This is a genomic window from Cochleicola gelatinilyticus, from assembly GCF_001637325.1.
GTDB lineage: Bacteria > Bacteroidota > Bacteroidia > Flavobacteriales > Flavobacteriaceae > Cochleicola > Cochleicola gelatinilyticus.
The window spans coordinates 144,387-158,850 of the sequence record NZ_LRXL01000037.1 but is presented as its reverse complement, the minus strand read 5'-3'; the positions used below and the strand labels follow the sequence as shown (position 1 = coordinate 158,850).

Sequence of the window (14,464 nt, the reverse complement as noted above, 5' to 3'; positions counted from 1 at the left end):
AAGTTTGCTTAAAAAATGAATATCTTAGCGCAAACAACAAATTGCCTATGAATCCCTTCAAACTCTTGTCGCTATTACTATTTGTAAGTGTAACTACTTTTGCGCAGAGCGACAACAAATTACAAGATGATATTAACGAAATTGAACGTCAAGTAATTGCATGGAGGGAGTATTTTCACCAACATCCCGAACTTTCTAATCGGGAATTTAAAACGGCCGAAAAAATCGCTGAACATCTCAGTTCTTTAGGTATTGAGGTACAAACAGAAGTTGCTAAGACAGGTGTAGTAGGCATCTTAAAAGGACATAACTCTGGAAAAGTAGTAGCTCTTCGTGCCGATATCGATGCACTTCCCGTTACAGAAAGAAATAATCTCGCATTTAAAAGCGAAGTGAAATCCAAATTCCTTGATACTGAAACAGGCGTAATGCATGCCTGTGGACACGACACACATATTGCCATTTTAATGGGAGTTGCCGAAGTATTAAGTAAACACAAAGATAAAATTAATGGCACAGTAAAATTTATTTTTCAACCGGCCGAAGAAGGTCCACCACCTGGTGAAGAAGGAGGTGCGAAATTAATGATTAAAGAGGGCGTTTTAAAAAATCCAGACGTGGATGCAATCTTTGGGCTCCACATAAACTCGGCAACTCCGGTGGGAACTATTCGGTATAAACCTGGAGGAACTATGGCAGCTGTAGAGCGCTTTGTAATAAATGTACAAGGAAAATCAACTCATGGTTCTGCACCTTGGACTGGAGTGGACCCTATACTTATTTCAGCTAAAATAATCGACGGCCTCCAAACTATAATTAGCCGAGAAGCTCCCTTAGTGCAAGAAGCTGCTGTGATTACTGTTGGAAAAATTACGAGTGGGGTTCGCTTTAATATTATTCCTGAAACTGCAGAACTCATTGGTACTGTTAGAACACTTGATCCACAAATGAAAGAAATGATCATTAGACGTATGACCGAAATGACTGAAACCATTGCAAAAGCGTATGGCGGAAGTGCAACCATTGAATTTCAAAACAACACCTCGATTACCTACAATGATCTTGCATTAACAGAACAAATGCTTCCCACACTTCAAAACGTAGCTGGTGCCGATAATGTCGAACTTGTAAAAGCCACTACTGGAGGGGAAGATTTTTCTTATTTTCAAGAGAAAGTGCCTGGGTTTTATTTTTTCCTCGGCGGTATGACACCTGGAAACACGACTCCCTATCCACATCATACGCCCGATTTTTTAATAGATAATGCAGGAATGCTTTTGGGAGTACAAACAATGATACAACTTTCTATAGACTATTTAAACGCAAACTAAATGCAACCTGTATTCGATTTTTTAGGACAAATCCCATGGTGGGCTTGGATACTTCTCGTATTAGCCTTCATCGCAATTAGAGATATTTTTTTTAACAAGCGCCACACCATACTTCATAATTTCCCTTTGGTAGGGCATATAAGATACATGCTCGAAAGTATAGGTCCCGAATTACGACAATATATCGTCGCAAATAATAGAGAAGAGCTTCCCTTTAACCGTATTGAACGCGGTTGGATTTATGCATCTGCTAAAAACGAAAATAATTACGAAGGTTTTGGTACCGATCGTGATATTTATGAAGCGAATTATATTTTTATTAATAATGCAATGCTTCCGTTTAAAGTAACCGAAGATCACCCAAATGCAAAAGATCCATATTTTTTACCTTGTGCGAAAATTATAGGGGAATACAATAAGCGACGAAGACCATTTCGACCTGCTTCAATAATCAATGTTTCTGCCATGAGTTTTGGCTCTCTTTCAGCAAGGGCTATAGAATCTTTAAATAAAGGATGTGCCCAAGCACATGCCTATCATAATACAGGTGAAGGCGGACTTTCACCCTACCATAAAAAAGGCGGCGATATCGTTTTTCACTTCGGAACAGGATACTTTGGAGTGCGAGATGATGATGGTGGTTTTTCCATGGAAAAAATGATTCAATTAGTAAATGACAATCCACAGATTCGCGCTATTGAAATAAAATTATCACAAGGTGCCAAACCTGGAAAAGGCGGTGTTTTACCAGCTTCAAAAATAACCGAAGAAATCGCGAGCATACGGCACGTCCCTATGGGCAAAGATGTTTTAAGTCCGCCCACACACTCAGCATTCGATGGCGTTGAGGGGTTACTTCAATTTGTAGAAGACATTGCCGAAGCTACTGGCTTGCCTGTAGGAATAAAGTCTGCAATCGGAAAATTAGAAGACTGGAATAAACTTGCAGGTATAATGGAAGAAACTGGTAAAGGTCCCGACTTTATTACCATCGATGGTGGTGAGGGAGGTACTGGTGCCGCACCTCCCAGTTTTGCAGATCACGTGGCACTCCCCTGGGTATTTGGTTTTACCGAATTTTATAAAATTTTTAAAAAACACAACTTATGTGAACGAGTTGTATTCATTGGAAGTGGTAAACTAGGATTTCCAGCACGAGCTGCCATGGCGTTCTCTATGGGTGTAGATTGTATTAATGTGGCTCGTGAAGCAATGTTGGCAGTGGGATGTATTCAAGCTAAGGTTTGTCACAACAATACATGTCCGTCGGGAGTGGCTACACAGAATAAGTGGTTACAGCGAGGTATTAATATTGAAGATAAAGCGGTCCGTACTCATTTTTACTTTAAGAACTTTAGAAAAGAACTGCTTGAAATGACACATGCCTGTGGATATGAGCATCCATCACAATTTACGATGGATGATGTTGAAATTAGTTTGGGTGATAAAAACCTGATCAAAAATTTAGCGGATTCTTTCGCCTATCATAAAGTAGCTGTTCCCTTTAAAAGCGTTAAAGCTTTACAGAACTGCCCCTATTTGGGAGGAAACTACAGTAAAAAGGAAGAGAAAAAGGAAGTCAATAAAATGAAACAAAAGGACAAAGTCCGATATTAATTAATTTATGGAAATAACTCAGATAATTAACTATTTTGCTTATTTGTTGCCTGCGATTGTTGTAGGTGTTGTAGCATATTATTTTTTCAAGGGACATACCGCTAATGAAGAAGGAAGACGTCGGTATTTAATTCAAAAAGAGGCGCAAGGGCAAGTTCTTCCGTTACGCTTGCAGTCGTATGAACGCATCACATTATTTTTAGAACGTATGGACCCAAATAAATTATTGGTTCGAGTAAAGCCTTATTCTGAATCGGTGGAGGATTATGAGAATCTTTTAATTAAAAACATTGAACAAGAATACGAACACAATCTTACGCAGCAAATTTACGTTTCTCAAGAATGTTGGAATCTTGTAAATGCAGCTAAGAATGCAACTATTCACGTTATTAGACAGGCGGCTATGCATGAAAAACAAGGGGCATCCGATAAAATGAGAGAGTGGTTATTACGTAATTTTATGGAAGAAATTACTCCTTCCCAAAAAGCACTTACATACGTTCGAAAAGAGGTAGCTGAATTGTTTTAGAAAAGTGCTAAATTGAGACTATAGCTGTAGTTACTCTAAAGTTATTTAATCTGGTATCTATTAAATAAATTAACAAATAAAAATTCTCGCAGCGAGATTAAAGTATTATCTAATTAGTCTTACTACTCAGATCATTTATAAATCGTTTGTTTAATAGCGTACTTAGCAACTCAACTTTTGGTAAAGGTGAGTTAATTTAGACCCTATTGAGGGTTTTTAACATACCAAAAGAACTACTTCTAAAAAAACTAATATTCTTCTAATGCTATGAAAAAAAAAGTATTTTTTATCCTTCTCATTTTAGTTACTTTAAAGAGTTCTGCCCAATTCAATTTTACAGATTATGCCTTGCATCATCTCAATATCGTAGATGTAAAGACTAAAAATATCTTTCGTAATTATACAATAATTATTCATGAAGGTTATATTAAGGAAATTGTACCTACTAACGAATACATTCAAAATGACAGTATACAATCGATATTACTAAAAAATAAATATGTAGTTCCAGGACTAATTGATGCTCATGTACATTTCGCTACTAATCCTTCCCTAGAGAGAAGAGACAACGCTGAGATGGTTCTTAAACAAATGCTTTTAAGTGGTATCACCTCAGTACGAGATATGGCGGGAGATGCAAGAGCTTTATCAGGATTGTCAAGAAATGCTTTAGTAGGTGACATAGAAGCCCCAACTATATATTACGCGGCTTTAATGGCTGGAACAGATTTTTTTTCTGATCCAAGAACTATCGCTACAGCACAAGGAGGCGTTAGTGGGCAAATGTCCTACATGAAAGCTATAGATGACGACTCGAACATTCCTTTAGAAATTGCCGAGGCAAAAGGTTCTGGAGCATCTGGAATTAAACTATACGCCAAATTATCGGAAGATCAAATAATTGCAATTAGTAAGGAAGCGAAGCAACAAAGCATTCCAGTATGGGCCCACGCTTCATTGTATCCCGTTAAACCCTCTAGTATAATACCTGCAGGGATTTTATCTATATCGCATGTAAATATGCTTCTCGATGAATTTACAAATACTAACACGGATCTAATTCCTTTATGGGAGAAACATCAAAACTCAGAAAATGATAATGCTTTTTGGGACCAGCAGTTCGACCAATTAGACTTTAAGCCATTATACAATCTAATGATTCAAAATAATGTGATTTTAGACGCCACAATTAGTGTGCTCGAAAATTACAAGGACAAGCCTAAGAATCGTTGGAAATATGAACTCGGCATAAGAATAGTAAAGAATGCAAATAAATATGGTGTTCGAATAGCGGCTGGAAGCGACACTGATCAAAAAACATTTGTACAACACGAAATGGATCTAATGGTGAATCTTTGTGACTTTACCCCTCTCGAAGCAATAATTGCTGCCACAGAAAATAGTGCTTCTGCTATTGGGGCATCTCATTCTGAAGGTAGTATAGAAGTCGGTAAAAGAGCTAATTTGCTTATAGTTAATGAAAATCCAACCCAAGATATTAATAATATAAACGACGTTTTTTTGGTTGTCAATAAAGGAAAGTTATACAATCCTATTAAGTAATCGCTTATATTTAATTATTCTGGCACACAAATACGGTTGCGAATTGCGTAGAGCACCAAGCCAATTCTATTTTTAATTTCGAGCTTTTCATAAATGGAATCCCGATAACCTTCGATGGTCTTCGTGCTTAAACACATAATGTCTGCAATTTCCTTGTATGTTTTTTCAGTACAGGCGTGTTTCATGAATTCTAATTCACGCTCCTTCAGTTGTACTTCAGATGGTTTTTTGGTGAGTGACCCCACAAGGATTTGTGCAATGGTATTGGTGTGGTAATATCCTTTTTCCATCGTTTGTTCTAATGCCTCTCTCAGTACTTCTTTTTTAGTATCTTTCATTAAATACCCTTTTGCTCCAGCACGAAGCATTTTCAGAATGGTATTTTCATTTTCTTCAATAGAAAGTGCTAAAACATTGATATCGGGATATTTTTCAGTGAGGATTTTTGTAGTTTCGATGCCATTCAAGATAGGCATGTTTATATCCATTAGAACGATATTCGGAATTTTATCGGGAAATTTAAGTTTTTCTAATAGATCTTGTCCGTTCTTGCAAGTATACAGTAAATTGAAATGATCGAAATCGTTCACAAGATTCCCGATCGCTTCTGAAAGCAAATTATGATCGTCTACTACTACTACTGAATATTGCATCTTATAAATTTACGTAAATAACTGATAATAAAAACTATGAGGTATTTATTTTATTAAAAATCATAGCTTAACTGAAGCATTGTTCCTTTTCCTTTTTCTGAATGAATTTTCAATTTTGCTTTAACTACTTTAGCCCGATTCTTCATGTTCTTCATCCCAATTCCCGCAAAATTTGAAGTAGCGTTAAAACCAACTCCGTCATCCTTGGCTTCAATATGCAAAGAATCATTCAGGTATTTTAACGTGACCATTAAATTTGAAGCTTTCGAATGTTTGATGGTATTGGTGAAAAACTCCTGTAATATTCGGAACAAAATAATCTCATTATCTGAAGCTAATCGCTTAGGAACACCTTCAACCTTCAAAGTCGCTTTAATAAAATTGAGCCGATTAAAGCGTTCGATCTCCAATTGCAGCGCTTCCTTCAGACTTAAACTTTTAAGTGCTTCCGGATTGATAAGTTTCGATAACGCACGTAGTTCTTGAATCGCATTTCCGATTGTACCCGCGACTTCTTCAAAATTTTCTGGAGCATCGACCGCCATTTGCGCCTGTATCTTCGCAAGGGTCATTAACTGCCCGATATTGTCATGTAATTCCCAGCTAATATTCCGAAGAGTTTCTTCCCGAATTTCAATTTGTATTTCAGAAAGTTCTTTATTAAAAGCTTCTTTCGCTTGATTTTGCTCTTCTAATAATTTGTTCTTTCGTTTTACAAATACCGAAAAAAGGGTGATGATTACAGCAACCAACACTAAAAGTACTAGCACTGTTATGAGTGTAACTACTTCTTTTTCGTCCATAAAAATCCAATTATAAAGCAGGTATTCATAAGGATAACTAATATAAGATGTACCATTCGCAAGGTCGAATATGTATTTGCCGATTCAAATGCGTAAACGTTTCTAGTAAACTTAATGGGTAAATAGCCTACATAAAAAAGTAGTAATCCAATACTAATCCAAAATACTATTTCTTGATTTACTAACAAGATACGTGAAGTTGTAAGTACTTCGATAAAGTATAAAATAATACAGAAAAGAAGCACGACCGCACCAATAGCATACGATAACAATTGTGATTCAAATAAAAAATTTTCATAGAAGAGATTTATAATAGACGAGAGCAGAAAAAGGCATATTCCAATTACAATCCAGTTTCTATAGCGAATTTTACGAATTACATTATAGAATACGTAATAAAAAAAGAGAAAATAGATGACATTAAACACATTATAGATCACCACATTATTAGGTCCCATGTTTCTACTAATGTACACTCCTAAAAGTCCTGTTATAAAAACATATACTAATAGAATGGGAAAGTATTTTAAGGGCGTGCTTTTATATTTTAAATAAAAAACAATTGCTAATAACGCTGAAAGTCCCTCAACAAAGGTTACAACGTGCGATAAGAATGCATTTAAAACATCTATTTTCACCTCTCTTCTTGTTAGTTATCAAATTCGGTAGCTTGATTTGGAGGAGGAATCATATGCGCTTCATTTAAAATTAGACTATTAATTTGCTGTACATTCGAGGATGTAGGAGGCGTTACCGTAGTTAATGGCAACATCAACATTTTAGGATGTCCTCCATTTTTATTCGTATTCATTCCTGTAGGAGAAGATTGTAATTGCTGGCCTTTTCCAAAGCCTTCAAGAATATCTGCGATAAGTACTAATTCTTTTTGCCCATTCTCATTAGTTTGGGTTAAAAAACCTTGGTCTTGTCCGTTAATATTGGTTGTAGGCAATAGAAATATGGTGTTATGCCGCTCTAAATCACCATTGGAATTATCGGGATAATTGGCGAAGTAGAAACGCATGCCAGAGACCTCAACTTCAACATCTTCGGCTTCTTGCTTTACATAGGCAATCCAATGTTTAATAGTTTCGAAATCCCATTCTCCGTAACGTGACGGATTAAATGGAGAGCCATCGTCGTTAGGTGATTCTGTTTGCTGAATTAGTCCAATACGGCGCTCCGTATAACTGTCGTAAATAGATTTGGCTTGCTCAAGTGAGATTATATTATCTGGCGCCCCTTCGTAATCGGGTTCATCGTCGGTGTTCTGTCCGTCATCATCATTTTGTGATGTATCATCATCCTGAGGATCTTGATTTTCACAGCTTTCACAGGAAGATAGGCTTAAAAAAAGAAACAATAGCGGGAGTACTAATAAAAGTGATTTTTGAGAGGTTTTCATAAAAGTTGGTTTTAGTTATAACTATTTTACTGAAGCCGAAACAAGGTAACAACTTCGATATTAAACGTTTAAAGAACTAAGGTAGTGGTTTAGATTCAGTAAAAAAACACTCAGTATTATAATAGGGTAAAATACTTTTACAGAAGGGTTAATTATAAATTCAAAAAAAGGGTTTTTCCTGTAGGATCTCTATAATGGATAAAAAGGAAAATGAAAATTAGTAAATTGATATAGAATAAACATAAAACATACGTATACAGTAGACATGAGAATCATACTCAAACAGAAACTACTTATAATTTTACCGCTCCCAGAATTCTCTAAGTGTCATTTATAGTATCTTTGATTATAGCAAAAAAACATTCAATTAAATGAGTCTTTTTAGTCTGAAAAATTGATTAAATTTTATTTGAATTTGCTTAACGTTATACCATATTTAAACAAACAAGCGTATTCAACCTCAACAACATATTATTAAATGAAAAAAGAAATTTATTCTATCATACTATTCTTAGTCTGTATTTCTTGTCACAAACAAGATCCTTTAGAGCAGGTTGAACATCTCGACGGCTATTGGGAAATTGAGTCGGTCACATTGCCAGATGGAACAAAAAAAGAATTTAGTATAAGTGCTATTGTAGATTTTATAGAAGTTAATGAAATGACAGGGATGCGTACCAAAGTAAATCCAAAATTAGATGGAACATTTACAAATAATGGCACCGTTGAGCCTTTCACACTTCGCATTGAAGAAGACAGTCTTAGAATATACTATACAACTCCGTTCGATAGTTGGAAAGAAACTGTATTAATAGCAAAAGACAGTACCTTACAAATCTTGAACCGAGATAATAAACGATATACCTATAAAAAATTTACGCCGTTCACTAATTTTGAGGAATTTAAATGATATTAATTTCGAAAGTAATTTTTAGACAAAATTTAAACTGTCCGGTTTATGGATTTTTTAGTAGATAAAAACATTTAAAATATAAAATTTGAAAAAAAGAAAAAGAGAAGAAAGCACAATAGGTGACGTATTAAAAGATTTTATTGCTACCAACCGACTCGAAAAAGGACTGGATAAAATTGAAGTAAAGGAAGTGTGGCATAATGTGATGGGAACTGCCATTTCAAAATACACAACCGATTTAAAACTGGATCGAGATACACTACATGTGCAGCTAAGTTCTTCGGTATTGCGAGAGGAATTAAGTTACGGAAAAGAGAAGATCATAGCGCTTTTAAATAATGAGCTAGGGAAGCCACTTATTTCGAAATTGGTGTTACGCTAATCTTTGAATGACACACATAAAAAAACGCCCTTCAAAAATTTGAAAGACGTTTTTTGCAATTAATACAAAATGTATGTTGTTTTAGAACATCTCTCTTCCTGAGAAATGAAAAGCACCTTCAATTGCAGCGTTCTCATCGCTATCACTTCCATGTACTGCATTTTCTCCTATAGAAGCTGCATATAATTTACGGATTGTTCCTTCAGCAGCATCTGCCGGGTTGGTAGCACCAATTAACGTACGAAAATCTTCAACTGCATTCTCTTTCTCAAGAATTGCTGCAACGATTGGTCCGCGTGTCATGTACTCCACTAACTCTCCGAAGAACGGACGCTCGTTATGAATCGCGTAAAACTCTTCCGCATCTGCTTTTGTCATTTGCGTCAATTTCATCGCCACGATTCTAAAACCTGAAGCTGTAATTTTTTCAAGAATAGCACCAATATGTCCTTTTTCAACACTATCAGGCTTTAACATGGTAAACGTTCTATCTGTTCTCATAATTTTTTAAAATTTTGTGCAAAAGTAGGTATTTACTTTTCAATAACAAGTGGAAATTTAAGCTGTTTTTAATTCAATCCGTATTTCTGAATAAAAACAAATGACAAGCAATTAATAAACTACCTTTATTTAATTAGGATTTTTTTTTTATTGAAGACTTTAATCCTACATGCTTGGACAGACTCAGCGGGACACACATTAATGTTTGAGTTAAATAAAGCAGTAGTGATAGGATCAATTATCAGTCACAAAAACGATGGTCAGCTTGAGTGTATTGAAGGCTACTGTACTATCCTTTGAGTAAGACTAAAACTTCTATGTTTAATTGCAATGCTATAAAGAACTTTCTCTAAAATTGTTGCACATAGGTTACAAATTCTACATCGTTCTCCCCTCGTATTTCGAATGTAACCGTTTCCTTCTTAAAATTAAATTGTAGTACACCAAAATTTAGGTCCTGTATCACTTTCCCTACCCGATAGCTATTTGCAGGTGCGGCCGAATCGGGAAATGTATGTGTTAATCCGCTGGTCGTAAAATCGATTAATGGATACGATAAGCCCGGAACCTCTGTACGTGAAATTTCAGCTAAGTGTCGATCTCCACTTACAATAAAGATATTATTCGCTTTGGCATTTTGGAGCAATGTTTTCATTTTTTCAACTTCAGACGGATGATTGCCCCACTTCTCCCAACCATGTTCATCTGCAAGAAATTGAATACTACTTACAATCATCGTAAAATCTGTGGTGTTATCGTTCAATTCGTTTTGTAACCACTTCCATTGAGTCGCTCCTAAAACTGTTCCACCCTCCCCCATTGGCCAGGGATCGTAGCGTCTTCCTTTTATTGGACTTCGATTAAGTGCATCGCGAAATGTGCGAGTATCGAGAAGAATTACTTTAACGCTTCCCTCTGCCATTGTGTACTTTTTTGAATAATAAATTCCTTCTTGTTTTCGTAGCGGATCATTTTTTGGAACCTCTATAAAATCTAAAAATAATTGTTGCGCAGGTGCTTTCATTTCCCACTCTTTCCCTGCATCGTTCTTTCCGTAGTCATGATCATCCCACGTTCCAATAATTTCTGTAGTATTGGCTAACGCAACATATTCTGGGTTCGATTTTACTTTATTATAATCCTTTTGCATTTTTTCCATGTCGGCTGTATCGGCATAAATATTATCGCCACCCCATATAAAAACATCGGGAGCATGCTTCAGAATAGGTTTCCACAAAGGTTGCGGTCGGTCTTGGTCGTTACAACTCGCAAAAACAATGGTAAAATCTGTAATTGCTTCGGAAACAGTTTCCGAAGAATTCATCTCTTCCGAAGAAACTGATGCTTTGGGTTTACAAGAAAAAATAAAAGCTATTGAAACTAATAGAAAAATAACGCGCATCTCATTTTGTTTTAGGAATTTCAAAAATACGAATCTATTTTATACGAACTGTTAAGAAATTGTATCTTCGCAGCTATGAATTTGGAAACTACAGCTACGGTACAAACGCTTTTAAGTACCCCAAAAAAAATCGTTATTACTGGACACAAGAACCCCGATGGAGATGCTATTGGATCTTGTTTAGGACTCTATTTTTTTCTGAAAGCCAATGGGCATGACGCGCAGGTAATTATGCCAAACGATTTTCCAGATTTTCTAAAATGGCTGCCTGGAATTGACACCCTAATAATTCATGAAAAAGAAGTAGAAAAAAGTACAGAACGTATTGAAAACGCCGATCTTATTTTTACGTTAGATTTTAATGCCCTAAATCGAGTGGGTGACCTACAGCCTTTGCTAGAAAAAAGCACTGCTAAATTCATTATGATCGATCACCACCAGCAACCCGATGCCTACGCCGTTGCAACCTATAGTGATGTTCGCATGAGTTCTACCTGCGAAATGGTGTATCATTTTATCGATGCTCTGGGGGGTAATCAGCAAATTTCGAAAGCGATTGCTACATTGTTATATACGGGAATAATGACCGATACAGGTTCGTTTCGTTTTTCATCTACAACACCTGTCACCCACAAAGTAATTGCTCATTTACTGGAAGCAGGTGCTAACAACGCAGCGATTCATCAAAATGTGTACGATACCAACAGTCCAGATCGCATGCGGCTATTGGGTGTTGCACTAAAAAATTTACAGATCTTTCCAGAATACAAAACAGCTTTTATCACTTTATCACAGAAAGAACTCGACACTCATAATTTTAAAAAGGGAGATACCGAAGGATTTGTAAACTATGCGTTATCGGTAAAAGGAGTTCGTTTTGCCGTTATTTTTATTGAAAACAAACAGGAATCTATTGTAAAAATATCACTTCGAAGTAAAGGAGATTTTTCGGTTAATGAATTTTCAAGAAAACATTACAATGGTGGGGGTCATACCAATGCTGCTGGCGGAAGAAGTTTGCAATCCCTTAACAAAACCATTACCCATTTTATTAGTATATTGCCAGATTATACAGAGGAACTTAATGATGACGCGTAATCTTCTAATTTTTATTTTAATTACTAGCACTTTTTACACCGCTTGTAAAAGTCCGGAAGCACGGCAACCTGTACAACAAACCTCCGGAACTTTTATTGAAGCTTCTGCAGATAGAAATAAAAAACTCTACGAAAAAGAAAAGAAACAGATTCAAAATATCATTCAGAATGATGACCTAAATTCCTATGTATCTTCAGATAGCGGATTCTGGTATTTTTACAATGAGAAAGATTCTATTTCAACTCAAAAACCAGTATTTGGTGATGTAGTTACCTTTACTTATAATGTACGAAAATTAAATGGTGAGACGGTTGTTTCTGAAACTGAAAATGGACTACAGAATTACAAAATAGATCAAACCAACCAAGAATTAATATCGGGGATACGAGATGGCTTAAAACTTATGAAGGAAGGGGAAACAGTAACCTTCTTATTTCCTTCTTACAAAGCATTTGGTTATTATGGCATTCAAAATAAATTAGGTGCGAATACTCCAGTTCAAAGCACCGTAACACTCAAATCAATAAAACAATCACAAGAAAATTAAGTAAAAACCTATGAAAAATTTATCAATTTTAGTATTACTCCTAACGCTAAGTTTTACTTCTTGCCAAGAAAAATATCCCGATTTAAAAGAAGGTGTGTATGCAGAGTTTACCACGAATAAAGGAACCTTTGTAGCTAAATTATATAATGAGGCAACACCACTAACAGTATCTAATTTTGTGTCACTTGCAGAAGGAACCAACAAAATGGTAGACTCTGTATACAAAGGTAAAAGATTTTACGACGGATTGGTCTTTCACCGGATCATTAAAGATTTTATGATTCAAGGTGGAGATCCTAAAGGTGATGGAAGCGGAAATCCTGGATATAGATTCCCTGACGAAATTGTAGACTCATTAAAACACAGACAAAAAGGGCTGTTATCTATGGCAAACTCGGGCCCAGCAACTAATGGAAGTCAGTTCTTTATTACACTTAAAGAGACCCCTTGGTTAGACGGAAAGCATACAATTTTTGGAGAGATTGTCGAAGGACAAGAAATCGTAGATTCTATTGGTGCTGTTGAAACAACCAAGCCAGGAGATAAGCCTGTTAACCCCATAACTATTGAAAAAGTAGCTATTATTACCAAGGGAGACGTTAAAGTACCTTACTTCACAGAAGAAATGGAGTCTATCGAAAAAGAGAAAAAAGAGAAAGAAGATCGACTTTTAAAAATTAAAGAATCTACTATATCTGAGTTTGAACCACTAAAAGAGAAAGCAACAGAGTTGCCTTCAGGTTTAAAGATCTTTTATACTAATAAAGGAGATGGTGTTAAACCAGCTGAAGGAAGCAAAGTACTTATGAGTTATGCAGGATATTTAACAGATGGTACCTTATTCGACACCAATTATATTGATGTTGCAGAAAAATTTGAAGCAGTTAACGAAGCACGCAAAGCAGCCAATCAATACGCTCCTGTCCCTACGTCTTATAGTAAAGATGCTCGCCTAATTCCAGGATTTAGAGAAGGACTATTAAATCTTAATGTAGGTGATAAAGCGATGCTCTTTATTCCTGCTCATCTAGCATATGGAGAACGTGGTTATCCACCTGTAATTCCAGCAAATGCAGATCTTATTTTTGAACTAGAACTTGTAGAAGTTGTAGAATAACATAAATCAACTTTCAAAAAAAAACCCGCTTACTATTTGTAAGCGGGTTTTTTAATAATATCTATCGTAAAATACTTAATCCAGGTTTGGAATTCGAAGTACTTGTCCCGGATAAATTTTGTCTGGGTGTTTCAACATTGGCTTATTAGCTTCAAAAATTACTGGGTACTTCATAGCATCTCCATACACATTCTTTGCAATTTTACTAAGCGTATCCCCTTTTTCAACAGTATGAAAAGTAGCCTCAGGCTCCTGTACTTCAACTTCCATATTGTCTTGAACACTTGCAATTCCTGCAGAGTTACCAACGACCAATACAATCTTCTCGCGAGTAGCCTGATTCGCAGCTTTTCCAGTAACTGTGGCCATATCATCTTTAATAGAAATGTTTAAATTTTCTACTTCAAGACCTAGGTCTGAAACCACTTCACGCAAATGTTGTTCAGCTTGTCGGTCTTCGTTTGCCTCTTTAGCATTTGCAGCGGCAGTTGCTTCCGCCTTCTTTTCTGCAGATGTTTTTCCAATTCCGAAAATTTTAGCTCCGGCGTCTTTAATAAATGTAAATAATCCCATTGTTTTTAGTTTTATGTTAGGTATTAAGTC

Annotated in this window: 16 protein-coding genes; 9 read left to right on the top strand and 7 right to left on the bottom strand. The window is 35.9% G+C overall.

Features of this window, described 5'->3' with window-relative positions; genetic code table 11:
* Positions 1-47: 47 nt before the first annotated feature.
* The 4 genes from ULVI_RS08415 to ULVI_RS08400 all read left to right on the top strand — a co-directional run bounded on the left by ULVI_RS08415 (position 48) and on the right by ULVI_RS08400 (position 5,040).
* Complete coding sequence (locus ULVI_RS08415) at positions 48-1,331, top strand: amidohydrolase (RefSeq protein ID WP_068591752.1); 1,284 nt, start codon at positions 48-50, stop codon at positions 1,329-1,331.
* The gene (locus ULVI_RS08410) at positions 1,332-2,948 is read left to right on the top strand and encodes an FMN-binding glutamate synthase family protein (RefSeq protein ID WP_068591750.1); all 1,617 of its coding nucleotides are present in this window, start codon (positions 1,332-1,334) and stop codon (positions 2,946-2,948) included.
* A 7-nt stretch (positions 2,949-2,955) separates the two neighbouring features.
* A complete protein-coding gene (locus tag ULVI_RS08405) occupies positions 2,956-3,477 on the top strand; it encodes a DUF7935 family protein (RefSeq protein WP_068591748.1) in 522 nt (173 codons plus the stop codon).
* 267 nt (positions 3,478-3,744) lie between these two features.
* Entirely contained in the window at positions 3,745-5,040 is a 1,296-nt protein-coding gene (locus tag ULVI_RS08400; RefSeq protein ID WP_068591746.1) for an amidohydrolase family protein, read from the top strand.
* Between the two features lie 14 nt (positions 5,041-5,054).
* Here the strand turns inward: ULVI_RS08400 and ULVI_RS08395 are convergent, their stop codons facing one another.
* Genes ULVI_RS08395 through ULVI_RS08380 form a run of 4 tightly spaced genes read right to left on the bottom strand, consistent with a single transcriptional unit; the run spans position 5,055 to position 7,901 of the window.
* On the bottom strand, positions 5,055-5,693 hold the full coding sequence (locus ULVI_RS08395) for a response regulator (RefSeq protein ID WP_068591744.1): 639 nt from the start codon (positions 5,691-5,693) through the stop codon (positions 5,055-5,057).
* A 53-nt stretch (positions 5,694-5,746) separates the two neighbouring features.
* Positions 5,747-6,496: a sensor histidine kinase gene (locus ULVI_RS08390; RefSeq protein ID WP_068591742.1), complete on the bottom strand. Its 750-nt coding sequence runs from the start codon at positions 6,494-6,496 to the stop codon at positions 5,747-5,749.
* The gene (locus ULVI_RS08385; RefSeq protein ID WP_068591741.1) at positions 6,478-7,134 is read right to left on the bottom strand and encodes a hypothetical protein; all 657 of its coding nucleotides are present in this window, start codon (positions 7,132-7,134) and stop codon (positions 6,478-6,480) included. The genes ULVI_RS08390 and ULVI_RS08385 overlap by 19 nt, the downstream gene beginning before the upstream one ends.
* An 11-nt stretch (positions 7,135-7,145) precedes the next feature.
* Positions 7,146-7,901, bottom strand: a complete 756-nt coding sequence (locus ULVI_RS08380; protein ID WP_068591739.1) for a hypothetical protein — start codon at positions 7,899-7,901, stop codon at positions 7,146-7,148.
* 478 nt (positions 7,902-8,379) lie between these two features.
* Between ULVI_RS08380 and ULVI_RS08375 the strand changes: the two genes are divergently transcribed.
* Positions 8,380-8,811 (top strand): lipocalin family protein, encoded by a 432-nt coding sequence (locus tag ULVI_RS08375; RefSeq protein ID WP_068591737.1) that lies wholly within the window; start codon positions 8,380-8,382, stop codon positions 8,809-8,811.
* A gap of 88 nt (positions 8,812-8,899) precedes the next feature.
* Positions 8,900-9,196, top strand: a complete 297-nt coding sequence (locus ULVI_RS08370) for a DUF721 domain-containing protein (RefSeq protein ID WP_068591735.1) — start codon at positions 8,900-8,902, stop codon at positions 9,194-9,196.
* A gap of 81 nt (positions 9,197-9,277) precedes the next feature.
* Here ULVI_RS08370 and ULVI_RS08365 read toward each other — a convergent pair whose 3' ends face one another.
* Together ULVI_RS08365 and ULVI_RS08360 are read right to left on the bottom strand one after the other, a co-directional pair.
* Positions 9,278-9,697 carry a nucleoside-diphosphate kinase gene (locus tag ULVI_RS08365; protein ID WP_068591733.1) on the bottom strand — a complete coding sequence of 140 codons (420 nt, stop codon included), beginning with the start codon at positions 9,695-9,697 and terminating at the stop codon, positions 9,278-9,280.
* Between the two features lie 349 nt (positions 9,698-10,046).
* Positions 10,047-11,099 carry an alkaline phosphatase D family protein gene (locus tag ULVI_RS08360; protein WP_068591731.1) on the bottom strand — a complete coding sequence of 351 codons (1,053 nt, stop codon included), beginning with the start codon at positions 11,097-11,099 and terminating at the stop codon, positions 10,047-10,049.
* Between the two features lie 75 nt (positions 11,100-11,174).
* On the opposite strand from ULVI_RS08360, the gene ULVI_RS08355 reads away from it, so the two are divergent.
* From ULVI_RS08355 to ULVI_RS08345, 3 genes are read left to right on the top strand one after another with little or no spacing between them, the layout of a single operon-like run.
* On the top strand, positions 11,175-12,197 hold the full coding sequence (locus tag ULVI_RS08355) for a DHH family phosphoesterase (protein ID WP_068591729.1): 1,023 nt from the start codon (positions 11,175-11,177) through the stop codon (positions 12,195-12,197).
* Positions 12,184-12,744 carry a gliding motility-associated peptidyl-prolyl isomerase GldI gene (gldI, locus tag ULVI_RS08350; protein ID WP_082830820.1) on the top strand — a complete coding sequence of 187 codons (561 nt, stop codon included), beginning with the start codon at positions 12,184-12,186 and terminating at the stop codon, positions 12,742-12,744. The genes ULVI_RS08355 and gldI overlap by 14 nt, the downstream gene beginning before the upstream one ends.
* Before the next feature lie 10 nt (positions 12,745-12,754).
* The gene (locus tag ULVI_RS08345) at positions 12,755-13,861 is read left to right on the top strand and encodes a peptidylprolyl isomerase (protein WP_068591725.1); all 1,107 of its coding nucleotides are present in this window, start codon (positions 12,755-12,757) and stop codon (positions 13,859-13,861) included.
* A gap of 75 nt (positions 13,862-13,936) precedes the next feature.
* On the opposite strand, the gene lysM is transcribed toward ULVI_RS08345, so the two are convergent.
* Positions 13,937-14,434 carry a peptidoglycan-binding protein LysM gene (lysM, locus tag ULVI_RS08340; RefSeq protein ID WP_068591723.1) on the bottom strand — a complete coding sequence of 166 codons (498 nt, stop codon included), beginning with the start codon at positions 14,432-14,434 and terminating at the stop codon, positions 13,937-13,939.
* Positions 14,435-14,464: the final 30 nt, after the last annotated feature.

What these genes read in the sequence shown, in the direction of transcription:
- ULVI_RS08360 (WP_068591731.1), bottom strand. Translation starts at nt 11,099, where the DNA reads ATGCGCGTTATTTTTCTATTAGTTTCAATAGCTTTTATTTTTTCTTGT.
- ULVI_RS08390 (WP_068591742.1), bottom strand. Translation starts at nt 6,496, where the DNA reads ATGGACGAAAAAGAAGTAGTTACACTCATAACAGTGCTAGTACTTTTA.
- ULVI_RS08365 (WP_068591733.1), bottom strand. Translation starts at nt 9,697, where the DNA reads ATGAGAACAGATAGAACGTTTACCATGTTAAAGCCTGATAGTGTTGAA.
- ULVI_RS08375 (WP_068591737.1), top strand. Translation starts at nt 8,380, where the DNA reads ATGAAAAAAGAAATTTATTCTATCATACTATTCTTAGTCTGTATTTCT.
- ULVI_RS08400 (WP_068591746.1), top strand. Translation starts at nt 3,745, where the DNA reads ATGAAAAAAAAAGTATTTTTTATCCTTCTCATTTTAGTTACTTTAAAG.
- lysM (WP_068591723.1), bottom strand. Translation starts at nt 14,434, where the DNA reads ATGGGATTATTTACATTTATTAAAGACGCCGGAGCTAAAATTTTCGGA.
- ULVI_RS08380 (WP_068591739.1), bottom strand. Translation starts at nt 7,901, where the DNA reads ATGAAAACCTCTCAAAAATCACTTTTATTAGTACTCCCGCTATTGTTT.
- ULVI_RS08410 (WP_068591750.1), top strand. Translation starts at nt 1,332, where the DNA reads ATGCAACCTGTATTCGATTTTTTAGGACAAATCCCATGGTGGGCTTGG.
- ULVI_RS08415 (WP_068591752.1), top strand. Translation starts at nt 48, where the DNA reads ATGAATCCCTTCAAACTCTTGTCGCTATTACTATTTGTAAGTGTAACT.
- gldI (WP_082830820.1), top strand. Translation starts at nt 12,184, where the DNA reads ATGATGACGCGTAATCTTCTAATTTTTATTTTAATTACTAGCACTTTT.
- ULVI_RS08395 (WP_068591744.1), bottom strand. Translation starts at nt 5,693, where the DNA reads ATGCAATATTCAGTAGTAGTAGTAGACGATCATAATTTGCTTTCAGAA.
- ULVI_RS08355 (WP_068591729.1), top strand. Translation starts at nt 11,175, where the DNA reads ATGAATTTGGAAACTACAGCTACGGTACAAACGCTTTTAAGTACCCCA.
- ULVI_RS08345 (WP_068591725.1), top strand. Translation starts at nt 12,755, where the DNA reads ATGAAAAATTTATCAATTTTAGTATTACTCCTAACGCTAAGTTTTACT.
- ULVI_RS08405 (WP_068591748.1), top strand. Translation starts at nt 2,956, where the DNA reads ATGGAAATAACTCAGATAATTAACTATTTTGCTTATTTGTTGCCTGCG.